Source organism: Mucilaginibacter pineti, from assembly GCF_900101875.1.
Taxonomy (GTDB): domain Bacteria; phylum Bacteroidota; class Bacteroidia; order Sphingobacteriales; family Sphingobacteriaceae; genus Mucilaginibacter; species Mucilaginibacter pineti.
Genome location: NZ_FNAI01000005.1, coordinates 1 through 18188, shown reverse-complemented (window position 1 = coordinate 18188; position 18188 = coordinate 1). Strand labels below are relative to the sequence as shown.

At 41.8% G+C, this 18188-nt stretch carries 14 protein-coding genes; 10 read left to right on the top strand and 4 right to left on the bottom strand.

From position 1 onward, the window contains the following. Positions 1-63: 63 nt before the first annotated feature. Complete coding sequence (locus tag BLS59_RS12440) at positions 64-1245, bottom strand: AIR synthase related protein (RefSeq protein ID WP_205411256.1); 1182 nt, start codon at positions 1243-1245, stop codon at positions 64-66. A gap of 68 nt (positions 1246-1313) precedes the next feature. Between BLS59_RS12440 and BLS59_RS12435 the strand changes: the two genes are divergently transcribed. Then, positions 1314-3089, top strand: coding sequence for a chloride channel protein (locus BLS59_RS12435; RefSeq protein WP_162842620.1), 1776 nt, complete (start codon positions 1314-1316; stop codon positions 3087-3089). A gap of 171 nt (positions 3090-3260) precedes the next feature. Here the strand turns inward: BLS59_RS12435 and BLS59_RS12430 are convergent, their stop codons facing one another. Beyond that, on the bottom strand, positions 3261-3455 hold the full coding sequence (locus BLS59_RS12430) for a hypothetical protein (RefSeq protein WP_091149614.1): 195 nt from the start codon (positions 3453-3455) through the stop codon (positions 3261-3263). A 91-nt stretch (positions 3456-3546) separates the two neighbouring features. Then, positions 3547-5721: a glutamine synthetase III family protein gene (locus tag BLS59_RS12425; RefSeq protein WP_091149613.1), complete on the bottom strand. Its 2175-nt coding sequence runs from the start codon at positions 5719-5721 to the stop codon at positions 3547-3549. Between the two features lie 606 nt (positions 5722-6327). On the opposite strand from BLS59_RS12425, the gene BLS59_RS12420 reads away from it, so the two are divergent. The 3 genes from BLS59_RS12420 (at position 6328) to BLS59_RS12410 (ending at position 9867) form a co-directional block, all read left to right on the top strand. Next, the gene (locus tag BLS59_RS12420; protein ID WP_091149612.1) at positions 6328-7932 is read left to right on the top strand and encodes an ammonium transporter; all 1605 of its coding nucleotides are present in this window, start codon (positions 6328-6330) and stop codon (positions 7930-7932) included. A 201-nt stretch (positions 7933-8133) separates the two neighbouring features. Continuing rightward, the gene (locus BLS59_RS12415) at positions 8134-9186 is read left to right on the top strand and encodes an outer membrane beta-barrel protein (RefSeq protein ID WP_091149611.1); all 1053 of its coding nucleotides are present in this window, start codon (positions 8134-8136) and stop codon (positions 9184-9186) included. Positions 9187-9267: 81 nt separating this feature from the next. After that, positions 9268-9867: a DUF4468 domain-containing protein gene (locus tag BLS59_RS12410; protein WP_091149610.1), complete on the top strand. Its 600-nt coding sequence runs from the start codon at positions 9268-9270 to the stop codon at positions 9865-9867. 216 nt (positions 9868-10083) lie between these two features. On the opposite strand, the gene BLS59_RS12405 is transcribed toward BLS59_RS12410, so the two are convergent. Further along, on the bottom strand, positions 10084-11391 hold the full coding sequence (locus BLS59_RS12405) for an ammonium transporter (RefSeq protein ID WP_091149908.1): 1308 nt from the start codon (positions 11389-11391) through the stop codon (positions 10084-10086). An 846-nt stretch (positions 11392-12237) separates the two neighbouring features. Between BLS59_RS12405 and BLS59_RS12395 the strand changes: the two genes are divergently transcribed. The 6 genes from BLS59_RS12395 to BLS59_RS12370 all read left to right on the top strand — a co-directional run bounded on the left by BLS59_RS12395 (position 12238) and on the right by BLS59_RS12370 (position 18019). Then, complete coding sequence (locus BLS59_RS12395) at positions 12238-13083, top strand: energy transducer TonB (RefSeq protein WP_091149608.1); 846 nt, start codon at positions 12238-12240, stop codon at positions 13081-13083. 168 nt (positions 13084-13251) lie between these two features. Further along, positions 13252-13638, top strand: a complete 387-nt coding sequence (locus tag BLS59_RS12390; protein WP_091149607.1) for a hypothetical protein — start codon at positions 13252-13254, stop codon at positions 13636-13638. A 407-nt stretch (positions 13639-14045) separates the two neighbouring features. Next, positions 14046-16268, top strand: a complete 2223-nt coding sequence (gene purL / locus BLS59_RS12385; RefSeq protein ID WP_091149606.1) for a phosphoribosylformylglycinamidine synthase subunit PurL — start codon at positions 14046-14048, stop codon at positions 16266-16268. Beyond that, complete coding sequence (gene gloA2 / locus BLS59_RS12380) at positions 16268-16657, top strand: SMU1112c/YaeR family gloxylase I-like metalloprotein (RefSeq protein WP_091149605.1); 390 nt, start codon at positions 16268-16270, stop codon at positions 16655-16657. Before purL ends, gloA2 begins: the two co-directional genes overlap by 1 nt. A 2-nt stretch (positions 16658-16659) precedes the next feature. Then, on the top strand, positions 16660-17373 hold the full coding sequence (locus BLS59_RS12375; protein WP_091149604.1) for a tRNA1(Val) (adenine(37)-N6)-methyltransferase: 714 nt from the start codon (positions 16660-16662) through the stop codon (positions 17371-17373). A 151-nt stretch (positions 17374-17524) separates the two neighbouring features. Next, positions 17525-18019, top strand: a complete 495-nt coding sequence (locus BLS59_RS12370) for a metallophosphoesterase family protein (RefSeq protein ID WP_091149603.1) — start codon at positions 17525-17527, stop codon at positions 18017-18019. Positions 18020-18188: the final 169 nt, after the last annotated feature.

Below are 18188 nucleotides of genomic sequence, written 5' to 3'. Positions count from 1 at the left end.
ACAAAAAAGCTCCCCGGTATTTACCGGGGAGCTTTTTTGTTTTATGCGAAGATCGTAAGATAATTAATTATACACAAACTCCCCAAATTCTGATGTTACAGTCACCTGCTTAATGTCAGCAGCTTCAACCCGGCCAATGATCTGCGCTTCCACGCCAAAACTTTGCGAGATCTTGATAAGGTCGTCAGCAATTTCGGCAGGTACATAAAGCTCCATACGGTGACCCATGTTAAATACCTTGTACATTTCCTGCCAGCTGGTTTTTGATTCTTCCTGTATCAGCTTAAATAGCGGCGGAACCGGGAACAGGTTATCTTTTATAATATGCAATCCATCAATAAAATGCAGCACTTTGGTTTGCGCACCTCCGCTGCAATGTACCATGCCATTGATCTGGCTGCGGTAACCATCAAGCATTTTTTTAATGATAGGTGCGTAGGTGCGGGTGGCACTTAATACCAATTTACCGGCAGTTATGGTTTTGCCGTTTCCGATATCAACAAGATCGGTGAGGTTCTTACTGCCGCTAAAGATTAGTTCATACGGGATGGCCGCATCGTAGCTTTCAGGGTATTTATTGGCAATAGTTTTGTTAAATACATCGTGGCGTGCAGATGTAAGTCCGTTTGAGCCCATGCCGCCATTATATTCTTTCTCATATGTTGCCTGGCCGTATGAGGCAAGGCCTACTATAACGTCGCCGGGAGTAATACGGTGGTTGCTGATCACATCGTCGCGCTTCATTCGGCAGGTAACGGTACTATCTACTATAATGGTGCGCACAAGGTCGCCAACATCGGCAGTTTCGCCGCCTGTTGAGTAAATGCCTATGCCGGCATCGCGCAGCTCACTTAAAATTTCTTCGGTGCCGTTGATGATGGCAGCAATAACTTCGCCGGGTATAAGGTTTTTATTCCGCCCGATGGTTGATGACAACAGGATATTATCTGTAGCGCCAACGCAAAGCAGGTCATCAAGATTCATGATAATAGCATCTTGTGCTATTCCGCGCCATACAGATATGTCGCCTGTTTCTTTCCAGTAAGTATATGCCAATGACGATTTTGTACCAGCTCCATCTGCGTGCATAATATTACAATAGGCATCGTCGTTGGTTAATATATCGGGTACTATTTTACAAAAAGCTTTAGGGAAAATGCCTTTATCGATGTTTTTAATAGCATTATGTACATCATCCTTAGAGGCAGATACACCCCTTTGATCATATCTTTGCGAAGAAATCATGGGCAAATATAATGCTTAATAGTTTTTTAGCATTAAAAAATCCTACATTGGTATTGTTCGCATCAAATATGTTAAAATCTATCTTCCATAAAATAAACCGTTGGCGCTTCCGGCGAAACAGCCAGCGCAACTTCTTGATCTACTGTAGCGTTTTCGTGGGTTTCTTTGGCGGCCTGGCAGCCATTGCCCTAAAGTTTCTGGTTCATTTTATGGAAGATGTGAGTCGACGGATTTCATCTCACCTTTATTATCACATAGCTTACGTTTTTTTACCGGCGCTTGGGATATTTCTGGCGGTAGCTTATCAGCATTTAATTAATCGCGATAAAATTCAAAAAGGGATAGGTAATATACTCATCAATATAAAAAAAAACCGGTCGAACATTAGGTTAAACAATATCTACTCGCATATTTTTACAAGTTCATTAACGGTGGGTTTTGGTGGTTCGGCAGGGTTGGAAGCACCCATCGTGGCAACAGGCGCGGCAATAGGATCAAACGTGGGCAAGTTTTTTAAGCTTACGCCTTATGAAAAAACAGTATTGCTGGCAGCGGGAGCATCGGCGGGTATAGCGGCGGTATTTAACAGTCCTATTGCTGGTGTATTGTTTTCGTTGGAGATACTGATCGGCGAGGTAACCATCCCTACCTTTATTCCATTGCTCATAGCATCTGCAACCGGTGTGGTGGTGTCAAAATTATTATACTCGGGGCAACTGTTTCATTTGGTTACCGAAGGCTGGGTAGTAAGCGCCATCCCCTTTTATATTCTGCTTGGATTATTAAGCGGTTATACTGCTATTTATATTACAAAGGTAGGCGGCAGACTGGAAGCCGGCATCTTTAAAAAGCAAAACCGCTACGTGCGCGCGCTTTCTGGCGGCTTGATCTTGGGGATCATTATCATGCTTTTCCCGGCGCTTTTTGGTGAGGGCTACCATTACCTACAGGAAATTTTAAACGGCAACATTGATGCCCTTAAACAGGAAACCTTATTTGCCGACTGGCTATCGCAACCCTTGCTTATGCTGTTGTTTATAGGTGCGTTGGTATTAATGAAGATAATAGCCGCGGGTATTACACTGGGCTCGGGCGGTAATGGCGGCTCGTTTGCGCCAACCATGTTTACCGGGGCCTTTTTGGGCCTGTTGGTGGCATACGGCGTAAACCTAACCGGACTTGTGCATTTAAATACCAGTAACTTTATAGCCGTAGGCATGGCCGGGGCCTTAGCCGGGGTAATGCACGCGCCGCTTACCGCCATATTTTTGATAGCCGAAATTACGGGCGGGTATGTATTGTTCATTCCGCTTATGATAGTAGCGTCTATATCATACATAATTTCCAGGCTATCATCGCCGCATAATATTTACTGGCAGCATTTAGTTCATCATAACGATATCCATCCCGGACAGGATTACGGGATGCTGAACGCCATAACGCTCGATAGCATCATCAACAGGAATTATACCGCCGTTGATAAGCAAACAACAATCAACGATTTTTATAAGATCCTGGCTAAAACCGATGCCAATATTTTCCCGGTACTTAAGGAAGATGGCCGGTTAGAAGGTGTAGTATTGATAGATGACATCCGCAGGCGACTATTTAACCAGGAAATTGCTGAAAGTACCATTGCCGATATAATGATAGTGCCACCTACCATTATTGATTATGATCAGCCCGCCAGCAGCGTAATGGAAACCTTTGATGCTATTGATGTGTGGCAACTGCCGGTTACAAAAGATAACCTGTTTATTGGTTTTATATCCAAATCGGCCCTGTTAAGTAAATACCGGGAAGCGATCATTAGTCAGCATAAGGCGAATGATCTGTTTGCGTAGATGTAAATGAATACATTCTAACGTAGAGGCGCATAATTGCGTTTCCGATCATGCCAGGTAAATTTTGCATATCCGATTTGCATACGGGAAACGCAAATATGCGTCTCTACAGGGATAAAAAGCCACTAACTCATCTGAATGGACAGACTAAATATGAAATACGTTATTGTTTTATTTTTGTCTGTTGTTGGATGGTAAACTAACTGCTATTATCGCCAAAATAGAAATGATTGTCATTGCAATCCCGACTATCTCAATTGTTTTATTTTGAGTTATTGAATGCGCTCGTCTGTCTCCAAAATATGCACCTATTAATACAAGGCCTATGATAAGTGTGATTTGACTTAAAACGTTTATAGCTTTCATTATAATAGTTATAATGTATGAGGTAAGGTTTATATAAAAAAGCCATTAACTCAGTTGAATTAATGGCTTTTAATAATTTAACGGAATCGTGCTATTTAATAAACAGCAACTCCCTGAACTTAGGTAGCGGCCATAACGTATCATCAACCAGTTGCTCCAGTTTATCAACATTGTAGCGTATTGGCTGGAAAAAGGTTTTTACCTTTTCATCGTAATCAATAGCACGCTGGCGGATATCTTCAATGGCGTTGGCTTTTTTACGTTCGTTTACCATTTGCTCCACATTGTTTTTAATGAAGTTAACATGGGTGCCTATTTTGGTGATGATATCAAGCTGTGCTTCGTAGATAGATGGATCAAGGCCAAGGTCTTTTAATCCTTTAACGTTTTCTATGAGTTTGGTTTGATAGTTTATGGCCGCTGGTATAATTACGTTCAACACCAACTCACCCATAACGCGGGCCTCTATCTGTAGCTTTTTATAGAATGCTTCCAGTAAAATTTCATGACGGGCATGAGCTTCGCGAGGGGTAAAGATCCCGGTTTCAGCAAATAGGATGTCCGTTTTTTCGGAAATCATGGCATCCAGCGCCTTGGGTGTGGTTTTAATATTGGCCAAACCGCGCGTAGCAGCCTCTTTTTCCCACTCTTCGCTATAGCCGTTGCCTTCAAAACGAATGTTTTTCGACTCCTTGATGTATTTTTTGATAACGATCAATAGGGCAAGGTCTTTCTTCTCACCTTTCTTTATCAACTTATCTACATCGTATTTGAATTTTTTAAGCTGATCGGCAACTATCAGGTTAAGTACCGTCATCGGGCTGGCCGAGTTTGCCGATGAACCAACAGCCCTCAACTCAAACTTATTGCCGGTAAAGGCAAAAGGCGAGGTGCGGTTACGGTCGGTATTGTCTGGCAATATCTGCGGGATCTTAGGAATGCCCTGCCATAGCAGGTTATCTTCTTTGATTTTTTTGCTGATGCGTGATGTTTCAATCTCGTCAAGTACATCATTTAGCTGGCTGCCCAGGAATATGGATATAATGGCCGGTGGGGCTTCATTTGCTCCGAGGCGGTGATCGTTATTAACTGAGGTGATAGATGCCCTCAGCAGGTCGGCATGTTCGTAAACGGCTTTTATGGTATTCACAAAAAACGTAAGGAACATTAAGTTGTTTTTAGGTGTTTTACCTGGCGACAACAAGTTTTTACCCGTATTGGTAATCAGCGACCAGTTATTGTGCTTGCCCGATCCATTGATGCCCGCATAAGGTTTCTCATGCAGTAACACTTTAAAATTGTGGCGCCTGGCAACGCGGTCCATCAAATCCATCAACAGTTGATTGTGGTCAATAGCCAGGTTTATTTCTTCATAAATAGGGGCGCACTCAAATTGCGATGGCGCTACCTCATTATGGCGGGTTTTTAAGGGGATGCCTAATAATAAGGCTTCGGCTTCCATATCCTGCATGTAGGCGTAAACGCGTCCGGGGATAGATCCAAAGTAATGATCTTCCAGTTGTTGGTTTTTTGCAGAGATGTGACCGAATAAGGTGCGACCTGTTAAATAAAGATCGGGCCGGGCATTAAATAAGGCAATATCTACCAAAAAATATTCCTGTTCGATACCTAAAGAGGCATTCACTTTTTCAATGCCTTTATCAAAATAATGGCAAACATCAACCGCGGCTTTATCTAAAATACTCAGCGCTTTTAACAATGGTACTTTATAATCAAGCGCCTCGCCGGTGTAGGATACAAATACGGTTGGGATACACAACGTTTTTGCCATCAAAAAAGCCGGCGACGATGGGTCCCATGCAGTATAACCGCGGGCCTCAAAGGTATTACGGATGCCACCACTCGGGAAGCTGGAAGCATCCGGCTCTTGTTGCGATAGTGCATCGCCACTGAAACGCTCAATGGCGCCGCCATCGGCGGTTGGTTCAAAAAAGGCATCGTGCTTTTCGGCAGTTGTACCGGTAAGCGGTTGAAACCAGTGTGTATAATGTGTGGCCCCTTTGCCGATAGCCCATGCTTTCATGGCCGATGCAATCTGTTCGGCAAGGTCGCGTGGTATAGGTTCACCTTTTTCAATAGAGTTTACAATTCCCTGGTAAGCTTCTGTCGAAAGATATTCTTTCATTTTCTTTTTATCGAAAACATTGGCGCCAAAGTAATCTGAAATTTTTGCAGAAGGTGCTTTCACTTCAGGGATGGTTCTGTTCAGAACGTCCTGCAGTGCTTTGAATCGGATGTTGGACATAATAGTATGCGGTTTAATATAAAGGCAAATTCAAAAATAGAACTATCCTTTAAATATGTATATAAATTAATAGAAATATAATGCAATAGGGCATAAAAATGTAAAATCGTTAACCTGTTATGTATAGTATCCTGCTTTTTTGAGTAGTTATTTAAGGATAAAATTGATTTTTAAGCTATAAAATTGTTTGTTTTTGCCTTAAAGTCAATAAAAACATCAATTTTTAATAGAAATCATCTAATTTTTTTGAAATGTTTGAATTTGATCGAATTAACTGCATTTTAAAATTAAAAAATCGATAAATTTATATGTGTTTTCAAGTTTTGATTTACAATTATTGTAAATATTGCCTTTTTTGATATGTTTTTTTTGTTAAAAATTTGTTATTGTTAAAATAACTACATAATTTCAGAAAATAATTTACAGAAACATCACAAATATTATATTTTTTATAAAAATTATTGTGGTTTTGAAGCTAAAATAAAAATATGCTGATTTTTGTAAATTTTAACCAATCATTTTTCCATTGCAATCAAAAAAAAGAACATAAAAAACAATCAAACTAAATTAAACTATTAAAAAACAATCAAACTAAATTAAAAAACGATGAAAGTAAGTTCTACAAAACAAAACCTCTTTAGTGCAGTCCGACAACTGTCACGGGAGAAGTGGGCGCTGGGCGCAACCATCATGACGGGCAAGATGATCGGTTTATTGCTGGTAATTGTGGCAATGATGGTTTTACCTGGTGTATTTGGTACGTCGGCACATGCTGCTGATACCTACACTGCTCACGAAACGGCATTGATTAATACCGTTAACACGGTATGGACACTGGTTGCTGCCTTTTTAGTATTTGGTATGCAGGCCGGTTTCGTAATGCTTGAAGCAGGCTTTGCCCGCAAAAGAGAAACTGTTAACGTATTGATGGAGTGTATTTTTGATACCTGCCTTTGCGGTATCTTATTTTACGCTGTAGGCTACGCCTTTATGTTTGGCGGTGGCAATGGCTTTATTGGCTGGGGAGCTGATGGTAAAAATTGGTTCTTCCTGCAAAATACGCCGTTAACTTACGGTACAACAGGTATTCCAATTTTAGCACACTGGATTTTCCAATATGCTTTTGCTGATACTTGCTCAACCATCGTTTCTGGTGCTATGATTGGTCGTACAAGTTTCCGTGGCGACATTTTGTATAGTATTGGTATTACAGGTTTTATTTACCCTATCATTGGTCACTGGGCTTGGGGTCCGGATGGTTTCCTTGCTACAATGGGAACATCAGGTGTCCTTGCTCATCTAAGCACACAGCCTTTCCGTGATTTTGCAGGTTCAACTGTCGTACACACAATAGGTGGTGTTGCCTCGTTAGCCGGTGCAATGGTATTAGGCCCGCGTTTAGGCCGCATATTTGCCCGCGACGATAAAGAAAAAGGCGGATTACCTGCCGGTCATAACTTATTAGTTGCGGCTGTGGGTGGTTTCTTGCTTTGGTTTGGCTGGTACGGTTTTAACCCTGGTTCTACTTTATCTGCAATGGATGTGCAGGGTATTGGTCGGGTTGCTGCCAACACTACGCTTGCTGCTTGTGCTGGAGGTTTCACTGCTATGCTTGCGGCATTATGGATTGGCCCGACTAAAGGCAAATTCGACCTTGCATTTACTATCAATGGTTTCTTAGCTGGTTTGGTTGCTATTACATGTCCTTGTTACTGGGTAAGCCCGCTTGGTGCTCTTGCGCTTGGTGCAATATCAGGTGTGATCATCTTCGCCGGTGTTTACCTTATTGAGTGGTTCAGAATTGACGATCCGGTTGGTGCAGTATCTGTACACGGTTTCAACGGTATCTGGGGTACTTTATCTTTAGGTTTCTTCGCTTCTGGTCAGTTTGGTTCTACAGGTCCAACTGGTGCCGATAACTCAGCTCCTGTTACAGGTTTGTTTTATGGTGGTGGCTTTGAGGTATTAAAAGCGCAGTTCATCGGTAGTTTCACTATTACTGCAGCTGTATTCATTGTATCATTTGCTATGATGTTTATCATCAACAAATTGGGTCATCCTTGGAAATTACGTATCGAAGAGCATGGTGAAGCAGGTGTTGGTGGTATTGATGTTTTTGATCACGGAATTGAAGCTTATCCCGTTCAAGACGATGAGATCAGTTTAAGCGGCCTTTTTGATAAAGGTGTTAAAGCTACCTCGGAAGTTTAATAAATAGAATTTTTTAAGCCTTGTGCGGTTGGTTTTAGGTGAGTGTTAGTTTGCATAGCCAACCGTACAGGGATTTTTTATGCCGACAGTAAAAAGTCCCAATCCTTTATAAAAGGCTGCTCTTGCCTTAAAAGAGCAATAATTAACCAAATCAATCCAAACAATTAACAACTGAAGTTTATCAACAATTAAATCGTTATCATGAAAAAAACACTTTTACTCTCTACATTATTTTGCATTGCCGCCTTTGCAGTTAAGGCGCAGGACACCGTAAAAACTACACCCGACGCTCCGTTGATCATTTACGGTTCGGTAGATACGTACTACAAATATGATTTCTCGAAACATGGCAATATTCAAACTTATTTTGGTTCAGATCAAAACTCTGTATCCATAGGTATGATAGACCTGGGTTTAAAGAAAAAGGTTGGTAAGGCATCTTTCGTTGGCGAAATGTCATTCGGTCCGCGTGGTCAGGAGCAATCAATCCCTGCTGGGGGTGCCGGTGATTCATACCACATACAAAATTTATATGTTGGTTATGATGTAACCGATAAATTGAACCTTACAGCCGGTTATATGGGTACGTTTGTTGGTTACGAGGTTATTAGCCCGGTAGCTAACTTTAACTACTCAACTTCATACCTGTTTGGTGCTGGTCCGTTTCAAAATGCTGGCTTTAAAGCTACTTACGCTTTCTCAGATAAAGTGAGCTTAATGGCGGGCGTATTTAACGATAACTGGAATGTGTATAAATCAAACTCAGCAACACCTGAGGTATCAACCTTTGGTTCACAGTTATTTATTGCCCCTGTTAAAGGATGGACAGCATATCTTAATGTTTTATCGGGTAAATACGCTGGTACAGTTTTGGATTTAACCACAGCCTACCAAATAACCGATGCATTTAAATTAGGTTTAAATGCTGCAAGAAAATCTGGCGGTGGTGCATTAAACTATTACGGTTATGCATTATATCCACAGTTTGCTGTTTCAAAAGCAGTAACTTTTGGTTTAAGAGAAGAGTACTTTAAAACAAAATCAACCAATAGTGGTCCGAATTTGGGTATTTCTCCGGGTAACTCAGTATTGGCTTCAACATTAACTGCAAATATCAAAGCTGGTCCGTTAACTTTTATTCCAGAGATCAGGGTTGATCATACTAAAGATGTAGACGCTTTTGTTAAAAGTGACGGAACTACGTTCACTAAATCAGCATCGCAATTTATATTGGCAGCTGTTTACGCTTTCTAAAAATATCTTAACTTTTATTAAAAGGCCTCCCGATTTACCGGGGGGCTTTTTATCTTTATAGAGAAATTATACCACGTGCCGATGAAAAATTTAATTATTGCCCTTACTTGTATCCTGTTTGCTAAAACCGTTTCGGCACAAACCGATTCGCTGGCCTTTGATGAAAACAATAAATACATTTATTACCAAACAGTTGAGCAGGCTGGTTTAAATAAAGATACCTTATACACAAGAGCGCTTTATTTTATAAAGAAATCTGTTACAGGTAATAAATTAAAGCTATCTAAAGCTGATGAAGTACTGGGAACTTTAACGGGTAAAGGGAGTTTTATGATAACTAAAAAAACGCTCGTATTGGCTGGTGTTGGCGGCGAAATTGATTATTCCCTGCGCATTGAAGTTAAAGATGCAAAATACCGCTATTGGTTTACCGACTTTGTTTTTATTCCCTATCAACGCGATAGGTATGGCATGGATGTACCAACACCGGGTGTTTATATCCCCTTGGAAAATGCCAAAAGAAAAATAGATGCAAAAGATGTTGCCGCTTACCTGGATAAAATTCTGCAGAATAGCAGGCAGGTAGGCTCGGTTTTAAAATCATACATGCTTAAAATATCATCAATGCCAAAACCTAAGGCCGATAAAGCGATAAAGAAGATCTCGACGAAGGAGTGGTAGGTTTGGTCACTGGGGCATTGGTCATTAAATCATTGATCTTTTTGATATATGGTGACCCTAATCTCATTTAAATAACTCATTAAAAAAGCCGCCTCACGTAAATTGAGGCGGCTTAATTTTTTGTTGTTAGTTTGGTTTTGATGTGGTGGATTGTAATTCTTTATTTAATCTATTTGAATTACTATTGGGTAAAATACACGGTCTGATCCGTGTTTATTAAAGTTCTTCGTCGTGCTGGCTGATATCCAAACCGGCAAGTTCTTGTTCTGGGGTTACACGCAGGGTGCTTATCATATCGGTTACCTTCAGTAGGATGAGTGAGCCAAAGAATGCGAAGGCAGATACACCTATTAGGGTTAAAACGTGAAGGAAAAATAAATGGGTTTCGCCATAATACAAGCCATTACCTGTAGTGTTGCCGCCGTTTACGTTTACGTGAGCAAATACACCCGTTAGTAACATACCAACCATACCGCCTACGCCATGGCAAGGGAATACGTCAAGGGTATCGTCAATAGTGGTTTTTGTTCTCCAGATCACCACCAGGTTACTTACCACAGCTGCAACTATACCTATTATTAATGAATGGGGGATAGTTACAAAGCCCGCTGCGGGGGTAATAGCTACCAAGCCTACAACTGCGCCTATACAAGCGCCCAATACGCTTGGTTTTTTACCGCGAAGGATATCGAAGAACATCCAGGCCATTGCGGCTGCTGCAGATGCTGTGGTTGTTGTAGCCAAAGCAGTTGCTGCCAGGGTGCCAGAGCCTAATGCCGAACCTGCGTTGAAACCAAACCAGCCAAACCATAATAAACCTGTACCTAATAATACATAGCTGATACGGGCTGGCGTGTGTCCTGGTTCGTTACGGCCTTTTAAATATAATGCTGATGCAAGTGCTGCCCAGCCTGCGCTCATGTGTACAACAGTACCGCCAGCAAAATCAAGCACGCCTTTTCCGAATAGAAAACCATCTGGATGCCATGTGGAGTGGGCTAAAGGGGCGTATATAAATATCATGAACAGGCAAAGGAAAATAACGTATGAGTTAAAACGGATACGCTCGGCAAATGCACCTGTGATAAGGGCCGGTGTAATTACGGCAAATTTTAACTGGAACATAGCAAACAATACCAGTGGAATGGTAGGCGCCAGTTTCCAGGTTGCATTTCCAAGGGTTCCTTTCATCATAAAAAAGGTACGCGGATCGCCAATGAAACCGCCAATGCTATCGCCAAAGGCAAGGCTGAAACCAAATATTACCCATATTACGGTTATAACACCCATACATACAAAGCTTTGCAGCATGGTTGATAGTACGTTTTTTTTGCTCACCATACCGCCGTAGAAAAAGGCAAGTCCTGGTGTCATTATCAATACAAGTGCGGTACTAACTAATAGCCAGGCGGTATCGCCGGTATCAATTTTACTGTCTTTAACAATAGTTAGTTCGTTAGAGGGAAATATAAGGGCTAATACAATTACAATTAAAAGTACGCCAAAAGGTATGAATTTTTTCATGCTTAGGGTTTTAGGGAGCGGTAAATAAAATTTAAGTAACGCTACCCGGTACCCAATCAAAATACCGGGTAGCGTTAAAGCAATACTGTGCAATGCATCCAATCAAAATGCCTTCCAGTATTAAAACTAAATTTTTTTAAAAAACAATAGTATCCGATTGCTTAATCAGAGCATCCGGATTGTATTGTTTTGCTGCTACCAAAAAGCATGGAAGGGATAAAGGATTAGTTTGCGGAACCGCGATAACTCACTTGAACTACCACTGCAAACGAAATTGATGTACTTTAATCGTATTGTATAGAAATTTGGGTTGGTAGTAAAGGCGTGTAACGAATGTGCGCCACGGTGTTGCTGTAAATTAATAACCTGTAAGGGTATATTATTAAGAATATACTCGTAATTAAGCGGGTTATTGTGCAGTGTTGTAGCCGATATTGTGGCTTTTCTTTCGTTTTTTCGGTTAATATGGTATAATCCGCCTCTTCCGTGGACTGAAAATCCGGAAAAGAGCATAAAAAATAAGGCTGAAAGTTTATAAAGCCTGTTAACCATCCCTAAAAGTAGTAAAAAAATAAAATAATCACACTTATTTTATAAATATTTTAACTTTTTATGCTTTTGTGTGTAAAAAATGCAGTCAAAATACTTTAAAAGCAACTTGTATTGTAAAATTTACTTTAAAAATTGTCTTTTTTTAATATTTTTTTGATTGATTATAAATTTTTATCGATTCCTATAAATATGAAATTCTGATGAAATTTATTTTAGGCTAATTGTAACTTTTTTCTTGTTTTATAAAATATTATATATGTATATTCGTTTAGTAAGAAATTTAATTTTGTAATTATGTCAAAAACCAAATTTGATTTGTACAATGACGAGTGGCTCGACATTGTATTTGACCACCGTAACAAAGCATACGGTGCCTATGATTTAAGGCTGCATTACGGCCGCAACATGACCCGCGCCATGGCGATGGCATTTGCTGGGGTAGCAGTATTAGTTGTGGCGAGCATTATTTTTAGGCCTATCATTAAACCAGTTGAAATAGTGAAATGGACGACCGTGAAATTAAAAGATGTACCTCCTCCGCCGCCGTTAAAGGCCGAACTTAAAAAGTCGCAGGAGCAACAGGTTAAACACACCGAAGCGCCAGCAAAAGCATCTGCGCCGGTGCATACCGTTGATAACCGGCCGCCTGTTGTGGTTCCAATTACACCCCCGGTTGATCCGCCTACTATTGTTCAACTACAAACAGCAGCATCCGGAAGCGCCAATATTGAAGGCCCGGCTACAACAGGTAATTCAAGCGGAGGCACAGGCGATGGAAAAGGGATTGAAGGAAATGGTAAAGGTAAAGATGACAATACTATATATACCAGCGGTCTTGATGTAATGCCTGAGCCTTATGGAGGTGCTGCGGCCTGGAGCAAATTCCTGCAACGTACTATCAGGTACCCGGGTGCTGCTGTTGATCAGGGTGTTTCGGGTAAAGTTATTCTGAGCTTTGTTATTGAAAAAGATGGGCAGCTATCAAATATTAAGGTTGACAGGGGGGTAGGTTACGGATTGGATGAGGAAGCTTTGCGTGTATTAAAGCTTGCCAAAGCCTGGAAACCCGGTATGCAAAACGGACAGCCGGTGCGTGTGAAATATACCATCCCTATCAGCTTTCAATTAGGCGATCAGTAACGCAGGTGGAGTGTTGATGTGGGATTTAGTGAGATTTGGAAATTGAGCATACTAATTGAGTTTTGGCCCCGCGTAATGGCGGGGCTTTTTTGTTGTGGGGTGGATATTAATTCTTGCTTCAGCGGATAAGAAATTATTGAAATCGTTATTTTTATTGAAAATATTTTAATGAAGCTTATCACACTACTGCCTATTCTGCTTTGCTTATTTACTGTAGCCGCGAAGGCGCAGGACAATAATGGTAGCAACCCACAGGAAAAGAAAGTATTAAAACTGATAAACGCGTTGCCGGAGATAATTGCCTCAAATAAATTAAGGATGAAAAAAGATCCTCAAAGACTTTTAAAAGCTTATATAGAATTTACGCCAACCGCAAAGGATAAATACTATCAAGTATCGGTATGCGATGATTTTGCCGATAGGCTTTTTGCGTATTACAGGTTTAAAGTAAATGCAGCTACTTATGCTATTTTTTACGATGACTTTGAAAATGGAAAACTCGTGCCTTTAAAAGTATGGCAAAAACATGCTTATGGGATATATAGTAAAAGGTAATTGAGTAAGCAGAGCCGTGCAAGGCACACGCGGCACGCGTGTGCCTTGCAATAGGCGTTATGGATTGATACGGATACCGGCCATGAGCCTAAGTTCTGCAGGCGTAGCAAAAAGCCCGGCCGAAGGCAACGCCCGTACGGGATAAAGGATTAAAAGATAAAAAAGTAAGGAATTTTATTAGGTAGCTATCCACCCCACTCCTCAATATTTATTTCAGAATCTTTACCTGATCCCTTAATATACCCACTTCCAAACCTTTCGCCTTTAGCCTTTCCCCTTCATCTCTCAAAAACCCAATCCCAAACCTTTCGCCTTTAACCTTTCTGCCTTTTGCCTTTCACATCCCCTTTCACCTTTCCGCCTTTTTTCCTACTTTTGCGCATCCTTTCAAATAAAACAATATTACATTGGAGCACCAGGAATTAACCACCGTTGAAACCGCCAAAGATTTAGGCTTACTACCCGAAGAATTTGAACGTATTAAAGAAATATTAGGGCGCGTGCCCAACTTTACCGAACTTTCTATTTTCGCGGTAATGTGGAGCGAACACTGCTCGTACAAAAATTCCATCACCTGGCTAAAAACATTGCCAAAAGACAGCGACCGTATGCTGGCCAAGGCGGGCGAAGAAAATGCCGGTCTGGTTGATCTGGGCGATGGCATTGGCTGCGCTTTCAAGATAGAATCACACAATCACCCATCGGCATTAGAACCCTACCAAGGTGCGGCCACAGGAGTGGGCGGTATTAACCGCGATATATTTACAATGGGTGCCAGGCCTATTGCACAGCTAAATTCCCTGCGCTTCGGCGACTTGAAACTTGATAAAACCAAGTGGCTGGTTAAAGGAGTAGTTAAAGGTATCAGTCATTACGGTAACGCTTTCGGTATCCCTACTGTAGGCGGCGAATTGTTTTTTGATGATTGCTATAACGTTAATCCGCTGGTAAACGCCATGTCGGCCGGTATTGTTAAAGCTGGCGAAACTGTTTCGGCTACATCTTATGGTGTAGGTAACCCGGTTTACATAGTAGGTTCGGCTACAGGTAAAGACGGGATCCATGGTGCGGCTTTCGCATCAAAAGATATTACTAAAGATTCTGTAAATGATCTTCCTGCCGTTCAGGTAGGTGATCCGTTCCAGGAAAAACTATTGCTGGAAGCCACTTTAGAAGTTATAAAAACCGGTGCCGTTGTAGGTATGCAGGATATGGGCGCTGCCGGTATCATTTGCTCCAACTCAGAAATGAGCGCCAAAGGCGAGCACGGTATGCGTATTGACCTTGACCTGGTACCAACCCGCCAGGCCAATATGAAGCCTTACGAAATTTTATTGTCGGAATCACAGGAGCGGATGCTTATCGTGGTTTTCAAGGGCCGCGAAAAAGAAGTAGAAGCCGTTTTTGATAAATGGGATTTAAACTGCGCTATTATTGGCGAGGTTACCGATACCCAGCGTTTAGAATATTACATGCACGGCGAAAAGGTTGCCGATGTACCTGCTGATGACCTTGTATTAGGTGGCGGTGCCCCGGTTTACGAACGTGAATACCGCGAGCCTGCTTACTATGCCGAAAATCAGAAATTTAACATAGATGATGTGCCGGAACCGGCTAACCTTGTTGAGGTTGCCGAGCATCTTTCGGCCCATCCAAACCTTGCATCAAAACGTTGGGTAACCGACCAGTACGATAGCATGGTAGGTGTACAAACCATGACGGCTAACCTGGCCTGCGATGCAGCCGTTGTTGCCGTTAAGGATACCAACAAAGCCATTGTTTTAACCACCGACTGTAACTCGCGCTATGTATATGCCGATCCGCAGAAAGGTACAGAGATAGCTGTTGCCGAAGCCGCACGTAACATTACCTGCGCCGGTGGCGAGCCCGTTGCCATTACCAACTGCTTAAACTTTGGTAACCCTTACAATCCCGAAGTTTACTGGCAGTTTGTGAGCGCCATTAAAGGTATGGGCAATGCCTGCCGTAAGTTTGAAACCCCTGTTACCGGCGGTAACGTAAGTTTCTACAATCAATCTGCCGATGGTGGTTCGGTTTTCCCTACGCCAACTATTGGTATGCTGGGTATCATGGAAGATGTAACTAACCTGATGACCGCCAACTTTAAACAACCAGGCGATCTTATTTATCTGATAGGCGAGTCGGTTAATGATATTGCATCATCGCAATACCTGGCTTCATGGCATAAAATACTTAAAGCCCCTGCTCCTTATTTTGATATGGATAAGGAATACAGCATGCAGCAAACCGTTAAAGAAATGATAAAACACCGCGTAATTGAATCGGCCCATGACGTGGCCGATGGTGGTTTATATATTGCCTTACTGGAAGCCGCCATGCCAAACGGATTAGGTTTTGATATTGAATCAGATGCCGACATCCGCAAAGATGCTTTCCTTTTTGGCGAAGCACAGGGCAGGGTAGTAGTTACTGTAGCACCAGAAGAACAGGAACGTTTTATTGAGTTTATGGCTACCAGCGAAACTGAATTTAGTTTGCTGGGTACCGTAAACAATGGTTTCCTTAATGTAGACGAAGAACTGTTTGGCCATGTTACTGATGTGAAAATGGTTCACAGCAACGTATTACACTCTATTTTAGGCGAATAATGCTGAAACTAAACCAGGTACACCATATAGCTATTATCTGTTCTGATTATGAAAGATCGAAACGGTTTTATACAGAGGTGCTTGGTTTAAAAATAGTTCGCGAGGTATATCGCGAAGCAAGACAATCATACAAGCTAGATCTGATAGTGGGCGACCGCTACCAGATCGAGCTTTTTTCATTTCCAAGCCCGGCGCCGCGTCCTTCGCGCCCCGAAGCTGCCGGCTTGCGCCACTTAGCTTTTGAGGTGGATGCCCTTGATGAAGCCGTATTTCACCTTAAAGAATTTGGGGTAGAAGCAGAGCCTATCCGTGTGGATGAGTTTACCGGGAAGCGCTTTACTTTTTTTACCGATCCGGATGGCTTGCCGCTGGAGTTGTATGAAGTGTAGTAGTGGCCAATATCTTTCAGTTCAAACAATTCAGCGTTGACCAAACCGGCTGCGCAATGAAAATAAATACCGATGGTGTTTTACTTGGTGCTTTAACCGAAGCTGATAACCCACAATCAATTTTAGATATCGGTACCGGAACAGGTGTTATAGCCCTAATGCTGGCACAACGGTTTACGAATGCTAATATCGATGCTGTTGAAATTGATGAATCAGCGGCAAAAACAGCCACAAAAAACTTTGAAAACTCACCTTTTGCTGATAGATTAAATCTGTATACCACAGGTTTTGAAGAGTACTTTGCTACCCATCCCGATAGACAGTATGATTTGATCGTTTCTAATCCACCGTTCTATATTAATTCGCTGCAATCGCCAGGGGCTAAGAAGAATCTGGCCAAACATGCAGGTGATGGCTTTTTTGAAGGATTAATAGACGGCGTTGCTGCTCATTTAACAAACGATGGTACTTGCTGGTTGGTGTTGCCTTTAGCTACTGGTGCAATTGTTAAAGATATTGCTGTTCAACATGGGCTGCACCTGCAAATACAAGTTGATATTTATTCATTTGAAAGTGATGAACCCCACCGTGAGATATTGGCTTTTGGATTTAACAACCAACCTATTGTAATAAGAAAGTTTGTGATTTATGATGGACCGAAAGTTTATACCAAGGAGTATCAGGAAACGTTAAAAGGTTTTTTGACGATATTTTAATAAAAAATGATTTGTCATTCTGAGCGTAGCGAAGAATCTATTGTGCTGTTTGCAAATCCGAATTGCATCGTCATGAATAGATCCTTCGCTACGCTCAGGATGACAAAGATTTAATATTACGAGTTCTATTTCTTACTTCTATCTTTACCCAATGACCCGCATAGGCCTGATATCCGACACCCACAGTTACCTCGATGACGCCGTTTTTAAGCATTTTGAAAATTGCGATGAAATTTGGCACGCCGGTGATTTTGGCAATATTGAATTGGCCGATAAACTGGCCGCATTTAAGCCGTTAAAGGGCGTATATGGCAACATCGACGGTAAAGACGTACGCATAGTTTACCCCGAGCATTTAAGGTTTAATTGCGAAGGGGTGGACGTATGGATGACGCACATTGGCGGCTACCCAGGTAGGTATAGTCAAAATATACGTGCCGAGATCTACAGTAACCCGCCTAAACTGTTTATTACAGGTCACTCTCATATTTTAAAGGTAATGCACGATAAGAAGATCAACTGCCTGCACCTCAACCCCGGCGCGGCCGGTAAACAAGGCTGGCATAAAGTACGCACCCTCATGCGTTTTGCCATTGATGGTGAAAAGATCCAGGATCTGCAGGTTATTGAGTTGGTAGGACGATAGCGCTTGATTTGAAAATTTGAAGATTTGAAAATAAACTAATGGGCAAGCAAACAAACCAATAGGAGATCAATTGGCCTTACACACCTCACACCTCACACCTCACACCTCACACCTCACACCTCACACCTCACACCTCACACCTCACACCTCACACCTCACACCTCACACC

What these genes read in the sequence shown, in the direction of transcription:
- gloA2 (WP_091149605.1), top strand. Translation starts at nt 16,268, where the DNA reads ATGCTGAAACTAAACCAGGTACACCATATAGCTATTATCTGTTCTGAT.
- BLS59_RS12390 (WP_091149607.1), top strand. Translation starts at nt 13,252, where the DNA reads ATGAAGCTTATCACACTACTGCCTATTCTGCTTTGCTTATTTACTGTA.
- BLS59_RS12405 (WP_091149908.1), bottom strand. Translation starts at nt 11,391, where the DNA reads ATGAAAAAATTCATACCTTTTGGCGTACTTTTAATTGTAATTGTATTA.
- BLS59_RS12415 (WP_091149611.1), top strand. Translation starts at nt 8,134, where the DNA reads ATGAAAAAAACACTTTTACTCTCTACATTATTTTGCATTGCCGCCTTT.
- BLS59_RS12425 (WP_091149613.1), bottom strand. Translation starts at nt 5,721, where the DNA reads ATGTCCAACATCCGATTCAAAGCACTGCAGGACGTTCTGAACAGAACC.
- BLS59_RS12440 (WP_205411256.1), bottom strand. Translation starts at nt 1,245, where the DNA reads ATGATTTCTTCGCAAAGATATGATCAAAGGGGTGTATCTGCCTCTAAG.
- BLS59_RS12435 (WP_162842620.1), top strand. Translation starts at nt 1,314, where the DNA reads ATGTTAAAATCTATCTTCCATAAAATAAACCGTTGGCGCTTCCGGCGA.
- BLS59_RS12370 (WP_091149603.1), top strand. Translation starts at nt 17,525, where the DNA reads ATGACCCGCATAGGCCTGATATCCGACACCCACAGTTACCTCGATGAC.
- BLS59_RS12410 (WP_091149610.1), top strand. Translation starts at nt 9,268, where the DNA reads ATGAAAAATTTAATTATTGCCCTTACTTGTATCCTGTTTGCTAAAACC.
- BLS59_RS12395 (WP_091149608.1), top strand. Translation starts at nt 12,238, where the DNA reads ATGTCAAAAACCAAATTTGATTTGTACAATGACGAGTGGCTCGACATT.
- BLS59_RS12430 (WP_091149614.1), bottom strand. Translation starts at nt 3,455, where the DNA reads ATGAAAGCTATAAACGTTTTAAGTCAAATCACACTTATCATAGGCCTT.
- BLS59_RS12420 (WP_091149612.1), top strand. Translation starts at nt 6,328, where the DNA reads ATGAAAGTAAGTTCTACAAAACAAAACCTCTTTAGTGCAGTCCGACAA.